This is a genomic window from Mesorhizobium sp. Arg314, from assembly GCF_053714275.1.
In genome coordinates this window covers 215,382-230,181 of sequence record NZ_JBSKBP010000008.1, presented here as the reverse complement: position 1 = coordinate 230,181, position 14,800 = coordinate 215,382, and the positions used below count along the sequence as shown (strand labels likewise).

The window sequence follows — 14,800 nt, the reverse complement described above, 5'->3', positions numbered from 1 at the left end:
AGATAGAGTCAGCTTCGAGCCGAAGAGAACAGTCATGGCCGGCGAAAAGGTAAATCTGACCGGAGCAAGGGAAACCTTGCTGATGACGCTTTACGGCAAGGCGTTGGAGAGCCGGTTGCCGCATTCGCTGCTCCAGGATCGCTTCGCCGACGAGGCGGTGCGCGAGATCGACTATGATTTCTCAAGGCTCAAGGTCGACGGCAATCTCGGGCTGGGATTTGCAATCAGGGCGAAAACACTGGACGCTTGCGTTCGGGATTTCCTCGGCAGATATCCGGACGCGGTCACGCTGCATCTGGGGTGCGGGCTCGATACGCGGATATTCCGCGTCGACCCGCCGCAAGGCGTCGACTGGTTCGACGTCGACTACCCGGACGTCATCGATCTCAGGCGCAAGCTCTATGCGTCCAGAGAGCGCTACCATCTGATCGCTTCGTCGGTGACCGAGCCGGATTGGCTGGCTGAGGTGCCCCGCAATCGCCCGGCGATCGTTGTGGCCGAGGGGCTGACGCCGTATCTGGCGGCCGACGAGGGACTGCTGCTGCTCGCACGGCTTGTCTCGCATCTTGCCGGCGGCGAGTTGATGTTCGACGCCTACAGCCGTTTCGGGCTGAAGCTGATGCGCCTCAATCCGGCCATCAAGGCAACCGGCGCCGAAGTCCATTGGGCCATCGAGGATCCACGTGAATTGGAGCAGGCGGTTCCAAAACTTCGCTTCATCGGCGAGATCCCGTCCTACAAGCCGGAGCATGGGGCCCGCCTGGGCTGGTCCGCGCGTTTCTTCGTTGGCCTCTGGAAGCTTATCCCCGCTATGCGCAAGGTCGGCAGGCTGCTGCGCTACCGGTTCTGATGTACTTGGGTGTCAGCGCGTCTTGGCGGCCGCCAGCGCGCGCGAAAAGGCGGTCGCAAAACTTTCGCGGTCGTCGGGGTTGAGGAAGACGCCGATCGCCACGCTCTTGCCCTGCGCCTCCACGGCCATTTTGGTGATGCCGATCTCGCTGTGGCGGGCGATCGAAAACCGTGTCCAGAACGGATTGAAATGATGTGCTTCCGAACGGCCGGACGGCGCGGTCTTGCGGATGTCGAGGCTGGTGCGCGAGACCGATATTTCCTCGCGGGCGCGCGCGGCGCGGTAATTGGCGCGGAAGGCGATGTAGACGGCGATCACGTCGAGGCCGAAGAAGCCGAACACCGGCCAGGCGCCGTGCGCCAGGAAGAACGCGCCGATGACGATCCAGCCGAACAGAAGCGCTCCCATCAGGATCAGGAAGCCGGTGCGGCCGAGCGAGCGGTGCGGCGTCAGCAAGGCTTGGAAAAATGGCTCGTCGGCCTGGAACGAGGCGTTTGTGTCGCTCATGAGGGAATATTATAGGAAGGAAATGGCGCCTCCCAAGTCCAAAAAATCCGTAGCTGTCAAAAAGCCTCAGTCCGCCGTTGCGGGCAACGGCCCGCCGCCCAGCCGGCGGCCGCGAAAGGCCGCTTCGCGGTCCCTTTACAGCCCTGCCGAGGTGCATGAGATGTTCCGGCGCTTTTGCGTGCAGCGGCCGGAGCCGAAGGGCGAGCTCGACTATGTCAATGCCTTCACCCTGCTGGTCGCGGTGGTGCTGTCGGCGCAGGCGACCGACGCCGGCGTCAACAAGGCGACGAGGGCGCTGTTCGCGGCGGCCGACACGCCAGGCAAGATGCTGGCGCTCGGCGAGGCCAAGGTCGGCGACTATATCCGCACCATAGGTCTGTGGCGCAACAAGGCAAAGAACGTGATCGCCTTGTCGAAGGCGCTGATCGACGACTATGCGGGCCAGGTGCCGCAAGATCGCGACGAACTGGTGAAGCTGCCGGGCGTCGGGCGCAAGACCGCCAATGTCGTGCTCAACGTCGCCTTCGGCCAGCACACCATGGCGGTCGACACGCATATCTTCCGCATCGGCAATCGGATCGGGCTGGCCCCCGGCAAGACGCCGGAACAGGTCGAAGAGGGGCTGCTCAGGGTCATCCCGGCCGAATATATGCGCCATGCGCATCACTGGCTGATCCTGCATGGCCGCTATGTCTGCAAGGCGCGCAAGCCCGATTGCCCGGCCTGCGTCATCGCCGATATCTGCAAGTCGAAGGAAAAGACCACGGACATACCGGCGCCGCTGGTGCCGATCGCGCCGCTGGATGAGACGTTTCCGGTCGAGGCTTAGAGCGGCTTTGTCTAGTACCCGTAGCCGCGCGCCATGGCAGCGGCAAAGACCGGGATGAGCAGGAAGATGAAGCCCTCGGCGCGGACATAATTCTTCACCGAAGCGAGTTCCGCCGCCGGCACCGCGAAGGACGGGTTGCCGCTCGCTTGCCTGTTCCAGGAGAGGAAGCGCAAGGTCGGCACGATCGACAACAGGCCGACGATGATGAAAGCCACCATTTTCGCCCAGAACACCCAGTTGTAGACATAGAATTCCCAGCCTTTCAGACCGAAGAGCACCCGGCAGATGCCGACGATGACGATCAGCGCGGCGATGATGCCGTAGTGGCGGTCGATGCCGGCAAGGCGCCTGAGCGTCGCCGCCCCCAAATCGCCGCGTACCATCACGAATTCGGCGCCGATGATGCCGGCCAGCGAGAACACCAGCAGGTGATGGAGGATGGCTAAGACAAGATCAGTGGTGTCCATGTTCTTTCCCTGCGCTAAAGCGCGTCGCGCTGAAACGGATTCAGGCGACGCGCTTTAAGTCCTTGTTTTTATGCATGTCGTTGTCCCAGAACCGCGTACACTTCTGGGCGACATGCATTAGGCGGCGGCGCGACGTGGCTGAATCGTGTAGTTCGAAGAGTAGCATCGTCGGTCGAAATTCCCAGACGCCGAAATCGTAGCGCTGGAGGATGACCCCGGCCGATCCTGGCCCTTGTTCGAACGTGCTGGTTTGCTAAGCGCTGCCGCCTCAATGGAGGGGAATTCCATGAGCATGAAAACGGAAGCCGGCGTGCCGATCCTCGAGACGGCGCGCACCATTCTGCGGCCGCACCGGCTGGACGATTTCGAAACCTATGCCGCCATGTGGGCAGAGCCTGCCGTCACCCGTTTCATCGGCGGCAAGGCGCGCACCCGCGAGGAGAGCTGGATGCGGTTTCTTCGCCATGCCGGCCTGTGGTCGCTGATCGGCTACGGCTTCTGGGCCATCGAGGACAAGGCGTCGGGGTGCTTCATTGGCGAGGTCGGCTTCCACGACCTGAAGCGAGACATCCAGCCATCGCTTGAGGGCGTGCCGGAAGCCGGCTGGGCATTAGCCTCGGAGGCGCAGGGTCAAGGACTTGCGAGCGAAGTCGTCGGGCAGATCGTCGCCTGGGGCGATGGCGCGTTCGGGCAGGCGAGAACCGTTTGCATCATCGATCCGGAAAATGGCGCCTCGCTCAAGGTGGCCGAAAAGAACGGCTACCGCGAAATGCTGCGGACCACCTATCACGAGAAGCCGACGATCCTCTTGGAGCGGCAAGCCGGAGGGGCGAATGCCTAATGCATGTCGCCCAGAAGTGTGCAGCGGTTCTGGGACAACGACATGCATCAAAACAAAGAGTTGAAGCGCGTCGCCTGAATCCGGTTCAGCGCGACGCGCTTTAGAAGGTGGGATTACTAGCCGACCTTGCGGAGCAACGTCTGCGCCAAAGTCTGCCGGGCGTCTGCGGTTGCACCGCGCTCGATCCGCGCGCGCCCCAGCACCGTGGCCGCGTCGAATGGCTGGGGCCGCGCAATCGCATAGCCCTGCGCATAATCGACGCCGATCGCTTTCAAGGCCTCGACGATGCCGTTGCTTTCGACGAATTCGGCGATGGTGCGTTTTCCCGTCACCTTGCCGATGTGATGGATCATCTCGACCATCGCGCGGTCGACGCGGTCGTCGAGCATGTCCTTGACGAAGCTGCCGTCGATCTTGAGGTAGTCGACCGGCAAATGCTTCAGATAGGCGAAGGACGACATGCCGGAGCCGAAATCGTCGAGCGCGAAGCGGCAGCCGAGCCCACGCAGGTCGGCAATGAAGCGCATGGCTTCGGAAAGATTGGCAATGGCGCTGGTCTCGGTGATCTCCAGGCAGATCGTCTCGGGCGCAATGGCGTGCGTGGCGAATTGCTCGCGCATGAAGCCGAGAAACGTCTCGTCGCCGAAAGTGGCGCCGGAGAGATTGATCGCGCAAGTGGATATCGGCGTCGCGCGCGGGTCGGTGCGCCTGGCCGCCAAAGTGGCAAAGGTGTTGCGTACCACCCAGCGGTCGATCGCCGGCATCAGTCCGTAGCGCTCCGCCGCCGGAATGAAGCTCTGCGGGGTGACGAAGCTGCCGTCCTCGTCGGTCAGCCTGAGCAGGATTTCGATATGCGCGCCCTGTTCCACGATATCGTCACGCAGCGGCGCGATCTCCTGCGCGTGCAGCCTGAAGCGGTTCTCATCCAGCGCGGCATGCAGGCGCTGCACCCAGGCCATCTCGCCGAAGCGCTCGCGCAGTGCGGTGTCGCCGTCGCTGTGGAACTGGACGCGGTTGCGGCCCTTTTCCTTGGCCATATAGCAGGCCACATCGGCGGCGCGCAGCACCTCTTCCAGCGTCATGCCGGCATCGGCGACTTCGACCATGCCGATGCTGACGCTGATGTTGAAGGGACGCCCTTCCCAGGAGAAGTGCAGATCCTGGACCGTGGCGCGCAACCGTTCGGCCGTGGCGGCGGCACAGTCGGCGTCGCAATCGAAGAGCAGCACGCCGAACTCGTCGCCGCCTAGCCTCGCCAGAATGTCGCCGGGCGGCAGCTCATTGGCGAGCAGCACCGAGATCTGGCGCAGCAACTGGTCGCCGGCGGCATGGCCGCACGTATCGTTGACCAGCTTGAACTGGTCCAGATCGAGATACATCAGCGCATGCTGGCGCGGACTTTCCGGCGCTTCGGAGACCGCGTCTGCCAGGCGGTTCTCGAAGTCGCGGCGGTTGACGAGCCCGGTCAGCGCATCATGCGATGCCTGCCACGACAGGCGCTCGATATAGTCCTGCTCGCGCGTCATGTCGTGCAGGGCCAGGACGCAACCCAGGATCGTGCCGGAAACGATCAGCGGGGCGCCATTCAGCGCCACCGGCACGACCGAGCCGTCGGAACGCTCAAGAAGCTGCGGGCGCACATTGGAGCGGCGCGGCTCGCCTGCCAGCAGGCGCGGGATCAGGTCGGCCTCCTCGACGCCGCTGTCCTTGTCGACCAGCCGGAACAAGGAGTTGACCGGCTTTCCCTTTGCGGCGGCCAGCGAGCAGGCAAGCAGCCTTTCCGCTCCGGCATTCATATAGTCCAGCCGTCCCTCGGCATCGGTGCTGATGACGGCCTGGCCGATCGAGGCCAACGTGATCTGAGCACGCTCGCGCTCGGCATTTAGGGCGCTCTGAAACGTCTGGCGCTGATTCATCAGCTTGCGCGTGCGCCAGACGGCGAGCAGGATAAGCAGGGCGGCGGTGGCGAGATTGGCGGCCGTCAGCGCCATCTTGATAAAGCGCGATCCCTCGCCGAGGCTGTCGGAAAAGGCCTTGGCAAGCGGTCCGATCTGGCGGTCGAGCTGGTGGATTTGCGCCTTCCAGAGACCGATCTCGGCCGTGGATGCCGGCCCCTGTTCGAGCCTTCGATGCATGTCGTCGCCAAGTCTTTCGATGGCGAGGATCATTTCGTCGGCCGCCGTCCAGTGGCCGATCGCGGTATCGAGATAGCTCACACGGCGGAAATTCCGGAACAGCCAGATCAGGCCGGCGACATCGTCGGGGTGATTGTTGCCGCCGAGAAAGCCAAGCCGGGCAGCGTTCGTGTCGGGCTCGGCCTGTTCGAGTGCCAGCCGCGCGGCGCGATCGGCCAGCGGCACGGCGATGGCTTGACGATATTCGCTGAAATATTCTTCCTGGCCGGTATCGGCATAAAGGCTCAGGAAATAGATGGCGTGCTTTTGCCCTTTCGACCATTGGCTTTCGCCGCCGACATAGGCGCGGACGGCCGATAGTGTGTGGAGGCTGAGGGTCGCAACCAGTGCCTGGATCAGGACGACCGCGACGAAGGGCCAGACCAGCCCTATGAGACGCGGACCGGCATCGGTCGATGAGAGCTTCATCCCATTCCCATGGAGCTTGTGCTGGCTCGCTTGGTGTCTGTCCGACTGGCTCATCCGTCGGTTGAGACGATGTTCTTCCCCGCATGTCGCCCGGTTACCGGCGACAATAATCCAGATAACGCGCCTCGCTTAACGGGTGATAAATTTGTCCGGTATTTGTTTCACGAGTTATTGCACGGCAACAGCCGGGCGCTTACGATGCGTAATGGCGATCTTCAGCGCATAGTATCCGCCGGAAGCGATGCGGTTCGGTATAACATCAACTGCTTAATTGCCGGCCTTCGACACGGATTGCCCTCGAAGGCGCAGAACAAGAAAGCCGGCGCGATCAACCCGATAGCGCCCGGCAGCTGCCGTCTCTCAGCGTTTGGTCCTGGATTTGTTGAGGGCCACGGCTTCGCGAACGAGCGCCTTCAGAGCGTCGGCGTTGATCTTGTCGCCCTCTTTGAAATCGATGGCGCGCCTGGTGTTGCCTTCGAGGCTGGAGTTGAAGAGCTTCGCCGGATCGGGCAGCGCCGCGCCCTTGGCGAAGGTCAGCTTGACCACGGCCTTGTAGGTCTCGCCGGTGCAGATCATGCCGGCGTCCTCCCAGACCGGCACGCCGCGCCATTTCCATGCCTCCATGGCTTCGGGCGCGGCCTCCTTGATAAGGCCGCGGAGCCGGGCAAGCGTCTCGCCACGCCAGTCGCCCAGTTCCTTGATCCTTCCGTCGATCAGCTCGGACGGAGACTTCTCGTCCTGCTCGCCGCCTTCTTGCATGTCCGGTTTCTCCCTTGATGCTGGATAAGAGATTGCCACCGTGGCCCTTTTAAGGGGGACGGCGCTTGATCGTTCGTGCGCTTACATCCGTTCGCCGGATCAGCATGACGTTCGTTGGATCGTCATCCTGATCCGGCTGCTAGTTGGAGCATGATCTCTTCCGAAAACCGGCTCCCACTTTTCGGGATCATGCTCCAGGCAACTGGCTCGCCTGCTTCACCCAGGAAACGAATTGCTCCTCGTCGAGCCGGTCGTTCTCATGGATGTGGAAATAGCGTGTGTCCTTGCTCTTGGATTCGCCGGGCGGCACCGGCTTGAGCGACATGCCGCGAAAGAAGGCCACCTTGATGTATTTGGTGAAGCAGTGGATGCCGAGAAACCAGCCTTCGCCTTCCATTCCGTAAAATGGAGAGTTCCATTTGACGGCCTTCTGCACGTTGGGGACGGCCTGCATGATGAGTTGGTCGAGCCGCCCCCCGATCCCGCTCTTCCAGCCCGGCATCGCCGCGATATAGGCCTGCACGGGAACATCGCCGTAGCCCTTGGCGATCTGCGGGTTGCCGCCTGAAAGCAGGACGGGCTTCGCGGTCGGGGAAACGGCGGCAACCTTCTGCGATTTCGCCTTCGCCATCAGGCCGATCCTATGCGCCCGCGCACCGACTCGTCGCGCCGCCTGGCGGCATAGGGCAGCACGAACATGTAGAGGCCGCTGAACAGCAGCAGGAAAAGCGGAATCAACGGCGAATAGACGATCCAGGCGGGCGGTGGGCCCATGGCCATGGCGGCGAAATTGGCAACAACGGTGAGTGTGAAGATGATCGACAGCCAGCGGTGAAGCTGCCTGATCCACTTGCTCCAGTTCAATCTAACCTCCCTTGCAAATGACGAGACGGATCGAGCTGCCTACCAGCGCGCCAGCTGCGAAAGCTGAATGAGGTTGCCGCAGGTGTCGTCGAGCTGCGCGATCGTCGCGCCGGTCACCGCGGTCGGCGCCATGGCAAAGTTGCCGCCATTGGCCTTGATACGCTCATGGTCGCCCTTGATGTCGTCGCTGAAAAGCATCAGCGCCGGCTGGCCCTGTTCGAAGATGGCCTGCTGATAGGTTTTCGCCGCCGGATTGTCGTTGAGCGCCAGCTGCAGTTCAGTGCCGTTCGGGTCGTCGGGCGAGGTAACCGTAAGCCAGCGAAATGGTCCATTGGTGAAGTCGGCCTTCTTGGTGAAGCCCAGGACGTCGGTATAGAAACCAAGAGCCTTTTCCTGGTCGTCGACATAGATGCTGGTCAGCTTGATCTTCATTTTCGTGTCTCCATTGCTTACACCTGCGGTTTGCCGCCCGCCCAGGACCGTGTCTGTCCCTTGAAGCTTTGGCGGACTTCAATCGATCCGCGAAAGCAAATGCTCCAAGGCCGTGAAGTTGCGCTTCCAGCCCACTGTGGCGCCGCGGTAGTACGGCTCCTGGTCGGTGCGGAAGCCAACCTGCTCCATGCGCAGATGCGTGCCCGCGTTCGTCGGGGTGAGCGTCCAGGTGACGACGCTCTCGAGGTCCTTGGTGTCCCAGCTGTAGGACAGCGTCCTGTTGGGCTCGACCGTCTGCACCTGGCAGTCGACGCCTCCCCAATCCGCGCTCAGATTGAAGCGATGGTCCACGACCGGCTTGAAATTGTTCTTCATCAGCCACTCCTCGATGAGATGCGGTTGGGTGAGCGCGCGCCAGATCTTTTCCGGCGGAAAAGGTATCTCGCGCTCGACAATCACGGAGCGCGTTCCGGCCGGCATTTCATTCATTGGTCCATCCTTTTGAGCAGGTCTTCCAGGTCGTCGAACCGGCTTTCCCAAAACCCCGCCATGTCGCGCGTCCAGTCCATCAACGGCGCAAGCGCTTTGAGCTGAGCGCTGTAATGGGTCTGGCGCCCTTCATGGCGGTCGCGTACCAACCCCGCCGCCTTGAGCACGCCGAGATGCTTGGACACCGCAGGCTGCGACACGCCGGCCTGCGCGGTGAGGGCTCCGACCGTCTGCTCGCCTTGACGACACAGACGCTCGAAGATGGCGCGCCTTGTCGGATCGGCAAGCGTCCTGAACAGCATATCGTGCGCGGCGGTCATCGCAATCAATAACCCGTTGGCTATTGATCGACGTATAACCGCTCGGATATGTATAAGTCAAGCAGCGAATGGGCGTGCTCGGCCGAAACCGCGGCTGTGGATCTATACCGGCATGCCGGTACGGCCCGAACGATACTGAATAGGTGTCTGTTTATGCCGGGTCGGCTGACGGAACAGTCAAATCCCTCAGCAGTGTCGAAAGCTCCGGCTCGTCGATGAGCAAGGCGGCGTCTGCCGCCGGCAGCCACGCGCGCTGCCGGTTCGCGGCTTCCTGCCAGTCGGCAAGCTCCTCGGTGACCTCGAGCAGATAGACCGCAACATCCACGCGAATGAAGCCGTTGTTGATGCGCTTCCAATAGGAATAGGTTCCGGCAGGTTGCCTCAGCGTCTTGCCGAGAACGCCTGCTTCCTCCTGGGCTTCGATCGTTGCCGCCTTGCGCCCGGACTTGCCCTTCATCGGCCAACCCTTGGGCACGATGAAACGCCGCGTGGCGCGTGAGGTGACCAGCAACACTTCGAGACCGCCGTCCTCGCGCAACCGAAACGGAATGGCCGCCACCTGGCGGATCCGCTGCCCTTTCCTGGCCCGGCGAACTGCTTTCTTCTTGGTTGTTGCCATCCCAAATTCCGGTGAGAGCAGCGCCCCTGCCATACGCTATCCGCGCGGGCAAAAAACCCTGTCCCCTGCAGACCCTAAAACCACCGCCCTTGCAATCCGGCATTTTGCCAGCAAGTAAGTCGGCTAATAAACTGAAAAAAGCGAAATGTCAGCGGCAAACCCGCGAAATCGTGTTGCCGACCGCTTCCATTCGACATGTCTGGTCATATACCGGCACATCGGGCCGCGGCTTGGGCGCGGTCTGCCTGTCAAGCTCGCGATACAATTGCTGCTGCTGTTGGTATTGCTGCCGCTGCAAACTGTTCTGCAACTGCTGAAGCTGGTTCTGCTGCACCAAAGCGTTGCGATTCGTCGGGATGACGACCTGCGCGTAAGCAACCTGAGAAATCGCGACCGCCAGCAAGGTGCCCGCAAGAACAGTCAGGGTGTGACGAAGCATTTGGTCGGCTCCCATGCGAAAAACCATGTGTTCTATATAGTGCGGCCGGCCAACGGCGCCATGGGCGACTGCGAAACGTGATGCTGTTCACGGAGGCAGCGCGAGTGCTCCACCAAGCAGTAGGAGATCGAGGGGCGCTTTGCCGCCGCCGAGAATCTGCCCGGCAACCCAGCATTGCACTTGACGGAAGCCATCGATTCGCCGCTCTATCGGGCCCGCGCCGGGCTGGAGCTCAATGGCGTCAACGGCGTCGGCCTGGCGGTCGGGTACAACGGCGCTTTCGGGGAAACGGTCAGGCAGAACGCAGTCAGCGCGTCCCTGAAGGTCAGCTTCTAGCTGACGCGGGGCGGGGGCCAAGAAGGGATGTCATGAGGACGAAGTACGCGTATCTTGCGGCGATGCTGGCAGCCGCCTGCATCGCAGGAGTGCCGGCGGCGGGGCTTGCCGCCCAGAACAAGGGCGACAAGGTGGCGCCTGCCGCTCAGCCCGCGGCAGCCAAGCCGCAACTGCCGGGTGGCGCCTCGGCGTTGTCGGAAACGCATGGCGACTGGACTGTCAACTGCCAGGTCACCGGCACCAACAAGGTCTGCAGCCTGTCGCATCAGCAGTTCAACAAGCAGAGCGGCCAGCGGCTGCTGGCGATCGAATTGACGACCAAGACCGGCCGGGACGCCGCGGGCACGCTGGCGCTGCCCTTCGGGCTTGCCTTGGCCAACGGTGTCTCGCTCGAGATCGACGACAAGAAGCTCGATGGCACGCTGCAGTTCAACACCTGCCAGCCGGTAGGCTGCCTGGTGCCGGTGGCGTTCGATGCCGATACCACGCCGCTCTTGCAGAACGGCACCACGCTGAAGATCGACGCCACGGCGGCGGACACGACGCAGCCGATCTCCTTCACCATCTCGCTCAACGGCTTGGGCAGCGCGCTCGCCCGAACGGCGGACCTGTCGGCGGATTAGAGCGCGTCACGCTGAAACGGATTCAGGCGACGCGCTTTAAGTCCTTGTTTTTATGCATGTCGTTGTCCCAGAACCGCGTACACTTCTGGGCGACATGCATTAGTTTTCGCCGGGATCGCTGCTGTATGTTGGCGGATGCGCCTGCAGGGATTTTGCTGAAGCGCCTATCGCTTCGTCATCCTATGGCGGAGCAAGGAGCGAAGCGACGCAGACCATAGGATCCATGCCGTGACTTCGAAGCGTTGCGACGATCCAGGTTCTGCTCCGCAGCGCTCCCTGGCTGGCGTAACGGCATGGATCCTCGGGTCTACGCGTCCGCTTCGCTCCCGCTCCGCCCGTGGATGACGACGTTGAGATGCTTCGGCCAACCACAGCGGTTTCCGTCAGCTATTCCACCTCACGCAATCGATAGCCGACACCGGTCTCGGTGATGATGTAGCGCGGCTGGTCCGGGGTCTTCTCGATCTTCTGGCGCAACTGGCGCACGTAGACCCTGAGATATTGGACGTCGGTCGAGTCGTTCCAGATCTGCTTCATCAGGAACTGATGGGTCAGCACCTTGCCGGCATATTGCACGAGCATGCGCAGGATGTCGTATTCCTTCGGCGACAGTTTTACGTCCTTGCCCTCGACCTTGACGATGCGCTTCACCAGGTCGACCGAAAGGTCGCCGGTGTGGAATACCGGCTTCTCGCCCTGCTGCTGGAATTTGTGGCGCAGCGCCACGCGGATGCGGGCTACAAGCTCGTTCATGCCGAAGGGCTTTGTCACATAATCGTCGGCGCCAAGCTCGAGCGCCGAGACGATACCGGCCTCGTCGGTGCGGCTGGAAAGGATGACGACCGGAATGTCGAGCCCGTCGCTGCGCCATTTGCCGAGCAGCTCGAGACCGGTCATGCCGGGCAGGCCGAGATCGAGCAGGATCAGGTCGGGCCGCTCGGCCTGCATGAGCTCGATCGCCGCCCTGGCGTTCGGCGCTTCGGAGACCGCATAGCCCTGACTGCCGAGGCCGACGCGCAGCAATTTACGGATCGGCGGTTCGTCGTCGACGACCAAGATGGAGACGGTCTGATTTGTCATGCCGCATCATCCGTAAGGGGGGCGCCCAGCACAGGCAACTCAGGCGGCACCGGCATGCGGATGGTAAAGATCGCGCCTTGCCGGTCGGTGCGGTTGGCGGCTGCGATCGTGCCGCCCATCGCCTCGATGAAGCCGCGGCTGATCGACAGGCCGAGACCGGTGCCGGCGCGCACCTGGTCGCGCTTGCGCACGCGGTAGAAGGTGTCGAATATCCGCTCCAGATCCTCCGGCGGGACGCCCGGTCCCTCATCCATCACCTGCAGGATGACGGCGCCGTTATCCACCCAGGCCTGCAGCCGGATGGCCGAGCCGGGCGAGGCATATTTGGCAGCGTTGTCGAGGAGGTTGAACAGCGCCTGCTCAAACAGCACCGGATCGAGCCGCAGCATCGGGAGGTCAGCCGGAATGTCTGTCTCTATTGTGTGCTCGGCGGTGATCTTCTGTGCCCGGTTCAGCGCCGAGCCGACTACATCGCCGACATAATGGAGCGCGTAGTTCGGCTCCATCGCGCCCGACTCGATCCTGGTCATGTCGAGCAGATTGGCGATGAAGCGGTTCAGCCGCTCCGCTTCGCTGACGACCGTCGACAGAAGCTCCGCGCGATCCTTTTCCGGCAACGCCGGCGCGAATTCCTTGAGCGTGCCGGCCGCACCCATGATCGCGGCGAGCGGCGTCTTCAAATCATGCGAGATCGAGGTGAGCAGCGCCGAGCGCAGCCGGTCGGCCTCGGCCGCAAGCCGGGCGCGGTCGACATCGGCGACGAGCTGGACACGCTCGATGGCGACGGCGGCCTGGTCGGCCAAGGCGTCGAGCAGGCGCTGCTGCTCCGGCGTCAGCAGCGGCCCCTGCTTGTCATTGTCGAGACCGACCACGCCGATCGCGGTTCGCCCCGTGCGCAAGGGGAGATAGAGACGTTTTGCGCCAGGCAAGGTGTCGGCGCCGCGGCCGGCGGCGCGGTTGTGCTCCCAGGCCCAGCGGGCGGCCGCGATGTCGGCCTCGGCCAGGGTGTCGTCCGGCGGATAGCCGGCCTTGACGGTGATGGTGCCGTTTTCCGGCAGCAGCAGCACGACGCGGACTTTCAGCATCGAGGCGATCTGAAAGGCGGTGGCCCACAGCACGTCGTCAAGCATGCCGGCGCCGGCAAGCTTCTTGGAGAAGGAATAGATGTCCTCGGTGGCGCGTGCCCGCGAGCGCGCGGCGACTGCCTGGCGCTGCACGCGCGCCGTCAGATTGCTGGCGATCACGGCCACGACGAGGAAGACCGCAAAGGCAACGATGCTTTCTGGATCCCTTATCGTCAGCGTGTAACGCGGCTCGAGGAAGAAGAAGTTGAAGGCAAGCGCGCTCAGGAAACAGGCATAGAGCGCCGGCCAGAGCCCGAACGTCACGGCCGCTGTCAGCACCGCCAGAAGCAGGACGCTGGCGAGATTGCGGACGTCGAGGAACTGGTCGAGGATCGAGCCGACGGCCAGCGCGCCGGCGACATAGATCGTCGAGAACAGATAGGGCCAGATCTGGAAAGGCTTCTGCTCGGGCGCCGCTTTCACCCGCGCCGACGGCGTGTCGGCATCGCGCCCGGCGCCCGAAATGACATGGACGCTGATGTCGCCGGCATTGCGGATCAGATCGTAAGTGAGCGAGCCCTCGATCAGCTCGCGCCAGCGCGAGCGGGTCGGCCTGCCGATGACGATATGGGTGAAATTGTTCGCCGTTGCGTGGCGCACGATGTCCTGGGCAACGTTCTGACCCGGAATGGTGGTGATCTCGGCGCCGAGCTGTTCGGCAAGGCGAAGATTCCTGGCCAGGCGGTCCTTGTCCTCCTCGGACAGGCCGGCCAGGCGAGGCGTGTCGACGTGGAGCGCCGTCCAGGGCGCGCGCAGCCGGTCGGCGAGCCGGCGCGCATAGCGGATGCGAGCCGCTCCGCCAGGCTGCGAGTCGACGCAGACGAGGACGCGCTCGCCGGCCGCCCAGGGGCCCGGAATGGCGTGCGACTGCATGTGGTTGAGCAGCTGTTCGTCGACGCGCTGGGCGGTGCGGCGCAAGGCCAGCTCGCGCAGCGCCGTCAGATTGCCCGGCGAAAAATAGTTCTCGATGGCGCGTTGCGCGGTGTTGGGGAAATAGACCTTGCCGTCCTGCAGCCGTTTGATCAGGTCGCTGGGGGTGAGGTCGATGACCTCGATGTCGTCGGCCTCGTCGATGATGGAATCGGGAACAGTCTCGCGCACCCTGACGCGCGTGATCTGGGCGACGACGTCGTTCAGGCTCTCGACATGCTGGATGTTGAGCGTGGTGTAGACGTCGATGCCTTGCGCAAGGATCTCCTGCACATCGAGATAGCGTTTGGGATGCCGGCTGCCGGGCGCGTTGGTGTGGGCAAGCTCGTCGACCAGGACCAGGGCGGGACGCCGCTTCAGGATGGCGTCGATGTCCATTTCGTCCAAGGTTTGGCCGCGATACTCGACCAGCCGGCGCGGGATCACCTCATAGCCGTCGACCAGGGCCTGGGTTTCCTTGCGGCCGTGCGTCTCGACGATGCCGATCACGGCGTCGATGCTGTCGGCGCGCTGGGCGCGGCCGGCCATCAGCATCTCATAGGTCTTGCCGACGCCGGGGGCCGCGCCGAGAAATATGCGCAGGTGGCCACGGCCCTCGCGCTCGGCATGCTCGAGGAGCGCGTCGGGGGACGGTCGGTTCTGGGAGTCGGTCCTGTCGTCCGGCATCAGGTCCAATCATGAATTGCGC

At 63.1% G+C, this 14,800-nt stretch carries 18 protein-coding genes; 5 read left to right on the top strand and 13 right to left on the bottom strand.

The window, feature by feature from the left end; all coding sequences use genetic code 11:
• The first annotated feature begins 34 nt into the window (after window positions 1–34).
• On the top strand, window positions 35–850 hold the full coding sequence (locus ACWGS9_RS11625; RefSeq protein WP_454505374.1) for a class I SAM-dependent methyltransferase: 816 nt from the start codon (window positions 35–37) through the stop codon (window positions 848–850).
• Window positions 851–862: 12 nt separating this feature from the next.
• On the opposite strand, the gene ACWGS9_RS11620 is transcribed toward ACWGS9_RS11625, so the two are convergent.
• Window positions 863–1,357 carry a DUF2244 domain-containing protein gene (locus ACWGS9_RS11620; protein WP_454505373.1) on the bottom strand — a complete coding sequence of 165 codons (495 nt, stop codon included), beginning with the start codon at window positions 1,355–1,357 and terminating at the stop codon, window positions 863–865.
• A gap of 22 nt (window positions 1,358–1,379) precedes the next feature.
• Here ACWGS9_RS11620 and nth point away from each other — a divergent pair, with 22 nt between their 5' ends.
• On the top strand, window positions 1,380–2,186 hold the full coding sequence (nth, locus tag ACWGS9_RS11615) for an endonuclease III (RefSeq protein ID WP_454505372.1): 807 nt from the start codon (window positions 1,380–1,382) through the stop codon (window positions 2,184–2,186).
• A gap of 11 nt (window positions 2,187–2,197) precedes the next feature.
• Here nth and ACWGS9_RS11610 read toward each other — a convergent pair whose 3' ends face one another.
• Complete coding sequence (locus ACWGS9_RS11610; RefSeq protein WP_454505371.1) at window positions 2,198–2,653, bottom strand: DUF2214 family protein; 456 nt, start codon at window positions 2,651–2,653, stop codon at window positions 2,198–2,200.
• A 292-nt stretch (window positions 2,654–2,945) separates the two neighbouring features.
• Here ACWGS9_RS11610 and ACWGS9_RS11605 point away from each other — a divergent pair, with 292 nt between their 5' ends.
• Window positions 2,946–3,494: a GNAT family N-acetyltransferase gene (locus ACWGS9_RS11605; protein ID WP_454505397.1), complete on the top strand. Its 549-nt coding sequence runs from the start codon at window positions 2,946–2,948 to the stop codon at window positions 3,492–3,494.
• Window positions 3,495–3,610: 116 nt separating this feature from the next.
• On the opposite strand, the gene ACWGS9_RS11600 is transcribed toward ACWGS9_RS11605, so the two are convergent.
• The 9 genes from ACWGS9_RS11600 to ACWGS9_RS11560 all read right to left on the bottom strand — a co-directional run bounded on the left by ACWGS9_RS11600 (window position 3,611) and on the right by ACWGS9_RS11560 (window position 10,019).
• The gene (locus tag ACWGS9_RS11600; protein ID WP_454505370.1) at window positions 3,611–6,097 is read right to left on the bottom strand and encodes an EAL domain-containing protein; all 2,487 of its coding nucleotides are present in this window, start codon (window positions 6,095–6,097) and stop codon (window positions 3,611–3,613) included.
• A 360-nt stretch (window positions 6,098–6,457) separates the two neighbouring features.
• Window positions 6,458–6,856 carry a DUF1801 domain-containing protein gene (locus ACWGS9_RS11595; protein WP_454505369.1) on the bottom strand — a complete coding sequence of 133 codons (399 nt, stop codon included), beginning with the start codon at window positions 6,854–6,856 and terminating at the stop codon, window positions 6,458–6,460.
• Between the two features lie 187 nt (window positions 6,857–7,043).
• Window positions 7,044–7,487 carry a DUF1801 domain-containing protein gene (locus ACWGS9_RS11590; protein ID WP_454505368.1) on the bottom strand — a complete coding sequence of 148 codons (444 nt, stop codon included), beginning with the start codon at window positions 7,485–7,487 and terminating at the stop codon, window positions 7,044–7,046.
• A complete protein-coding gene (locus ACWGS9_RS11585; protein WP_454505367.1) occupies window positions 7,487–7,720 on the bottom strand; it encodes a hypothetical protein in 234 nt (77 codons plus the stop codon). Before ACWGS9_RS11585 ends, ACWGS9_RS11590 begins: the two co-directional genes overlap by 1 nt.
• 39 nt (window positions 7,721–7,759) lie before the next feature.
• Entirely contained in the window at window positions 7,760–8,152 is a 393-nt protein-coding gene (locus ACWGS9_RS11580) for a VOC family protein (RefSeq protein ID WP_454505366.1), read from the bottom strand.
• 78 nt (window positions 8,153–8,230) lie between these two features.
• Window positions 8,231–8,641 (bottom strand): SRPBCC family protein, encoded by a 411-nt coding sequence (locus ACWGS9_RS11575; RefSeq protein WP_454505365.1) that lies wholly within the window; start codon window positions 8,639–8,641, stop codon window positions 8,231–8,233.
• Window positions 8,638–8,961, bottom strand: coding sequence for an ArsR/SmtB family transcription factor (locus ACWGS9_RS11570; RefSeq protein ID WP_454505364.1), 324 nt, complete (start codon window positions 8,959–8,961; stop codon window positions 8,638–8,640). The genes ACWGS9_RS11575 and ACWGS9_RS11570 overlap by 4 nt, the downstream gene beginning before the upstream one ends.
• Before the next feature lie 151 nt (window positions 8,962–9,112).
• Window positions 9,113–9,580 carry an NUDIX hydrolase gene (locus ACWGS9_RS11565; protein ID WP_454505363.1) on the bottom strand — a complete coding sequence of 156 codons (468 nt, stop codon included), beginning with the start codon at window positions 9,578–9,580 and terminating at the stop codon, window positions 9,113–9,115.
• Between the two features lie 148 nt (window positions 9,581–9,728).
• On the bottom strand, window positions 9,729–10,019 hold the full coding sequence (locus tag ACWGS9_RS11560) for a hypothetical protein (protein ID WP_454505362.1): 291 nt from the start codon (window positions 10,017–10,019) through the stop codon (window positions 9,729–9,731).
• Window positions 10,020–10,199: 180 nt separating this feature from the next.
• Here ACWGS9_RS11560 and ACWGS9_RS11555 point away from each other — a divergent pair, with 180 nt between their 5' ends.
• Together ACWGS9_RS11555 and ACWGS9_RS11550 are read left to right on the top strand one after the other, a co-directional pair.
• Window positions 10,200–10,355: a hypothetical protein gene (locus tag ACWGS9_RS11555; protein ID WP_454505361.1), complete on the top strand. Its 156-nt coding sequence runs from the start codon at window positions 10,200–10,202 to the stop codon at window positions 10,353–10,355.
• 32 nt (window positions 10,356–10,387) lie between these two features.
• The gene (locus tag ACWGS9_RS11550) at window positions 10,388–10,978 is read left to right on the top strand and encodes an invasion associated locus B family protein (RefSeq protein WP_454505360.1); all 591 of its coding nucleotides are present in this window, start codon (window positions 10,388–10,390) and stop codon (window positions 10,976–10,978) included.
• Window positions 10,979–11,365: 387 nt separating this feature from the next.
• Here ACWGS9_RS11550 and ACWGS9_RS11545 read toward each other — a convergent pair whose 3' ends face one another.
• Together ACWGS9_RS11545 and ACWGS9_RS11540 are read right to left on the bottom strand one after the other, a co-directional pair.
• Window positions 11,366–12,058 carry a response regulator transcription factor gene (locus ACWGS9_RS11545; protein WP_454505359.1) on the bottom strand — a complete coding sequence of 231 codons (693 nt, stop codon included), beginning with the start codon at window positions 12,056–12,058 and terminating at the stop codon, window positions 11,366–11,368.
• Window positions 12,055–14,778 (bottom strand): DUF4118 domain-containing protein, encoded by a 2,724-nt coding sequence (locus ACWGS9_RS11540; protein ID WP_454505358.1) that lies wholly within the window; start codon window positions 14,776–14,778, stop codon window positions 12,055–12,057. Before ACWGS9_RS11540 ends, ACWGS9_RS11545 begins: the two co-directional genes overlap by 4 nt.
• Window positions 14,779–14,800 lie beyond the last annotated feature (22 nt).

Excerpts from the sequence above, each read along its gene's own strand:
- ACWGS9_RS11625 (WP_454505374.1), top strand. The coding sequence starts at position 35 with ATGGCCGGCGAAAAGGTAAATCTGACCGGAGCAAGGGAAACCTTGCTG.
- ACWGS9_RS11620 (WP_454505373.1), bottom strand. The coding sequence starts at position 1,357 with ATGAGCGACACAAACGCCTCGTTCCAGGCCGACGAGCCATTTTTCCAA.
- nth (WP_454505372.1), top strand. The coding sequence starts at position 1,380 with ATGGCGCCTCCCAAGTCCAAAAAATCCGTAGCTGTCAAAAAGCCTCAG.
- ACWGS9_RS11610 (WP_454505371.1), bottom strand. The coding sequence starts at position 2,653 with ATGGACACCACTGATCTTGTCTTAGCCATCCTCCATCACCTGCTGGTG.
- ACWGS9_RS11605 (WP_454505397.1), top strand. The coding sequence starts at position 2,946 with ATGAAAACGGAAGCCGGCGTGCCGATCCTCGAGACGGCGCGCACCATT.
- ACWGS9_RS11600 (WP_454505370.1), bottom strand. The coding sequence starts at position 6,097 with ATGAAGCTCTCATCGACCGATGCCGGTCCGCGTCTCATAGGGCTGGTC.
- ACWGS9_RS11595 (WP_454505369.1), bottom strand. The coding sequence starts at position 6,856 with ATGCAAGAAGGCGGCGAGCAGGACGAGAAGTCTCCGTCCGAGCTGATC.
- ACWGS9_RS11590 (WP_454505368.1), bottom strand. The coding sequence starts at position 7,487 with ATGGCGAAGGCGAAATCGCAGAAGGTTGCCGCCGTTTCCCCGACCGCG.
- ACWGS9_RS11580 (WP_454505366.1), bottom strand. The coding sequence starts at position 8,152 with ATGAAGATCAAGCTGACCAGCATCTATGTCGACGACCAGGAAAAGGCT.
- ACWGS9_RS11575 (WP_454505365.1), bottom strand. The coding sequence starts at position 8,641 with ATGAATGAAATGCCGGCCGGAACGCGCTCCGTGATTGTCGAGCGCGAG.
- ACWGS9_RS11570 (WP_454505364.1), bottom strand. The coding sequence starts at position 8,961 with ATGACCGCCGCGCACGATATGCTGTTCAGGACGCTTGCCGATCCGACA.
- ACWGS9_RS11565 (WP_454505363.1), bottom strand. The coding sequence starts at position 9,580 with ATGGCAACAACCAAGAAGAAAGCAGTTCGCCGGGCCAGGAAAGGGCAG.
- ACWGS9_RS11560 (WP_454505362.1), bottom strand. The coding sequence starts at position 10,019 with ATGCTTCGTCACACCCTGACTGTTCTTGCGGGCACCTTGCTGGCGGTC.
- ACWGS9_RS11550 (WP_454505360.1), top strand. The coding sequence starts at position 10,388 with ATGAGGACGAAGTACGCGTATCTTGCGGCGATGCTGGCAGCCGCCTGC.
- ACWGS9_RS11545 (WP_454505359.1), bottom strand. The coding sequence starts at position 12,058 with ATGACAAATCAGACCGTCTCCATCTTGGTCGTCGACGACGAACCGCCG.
- ACWGS9_RS11540 (WP_454505358.1), bottom strand. The coding sequence starts at position 14,778 with ATGCCGGACGACAGGACCGACTCCCAGAACCGACCGTCCCCCGACGCG.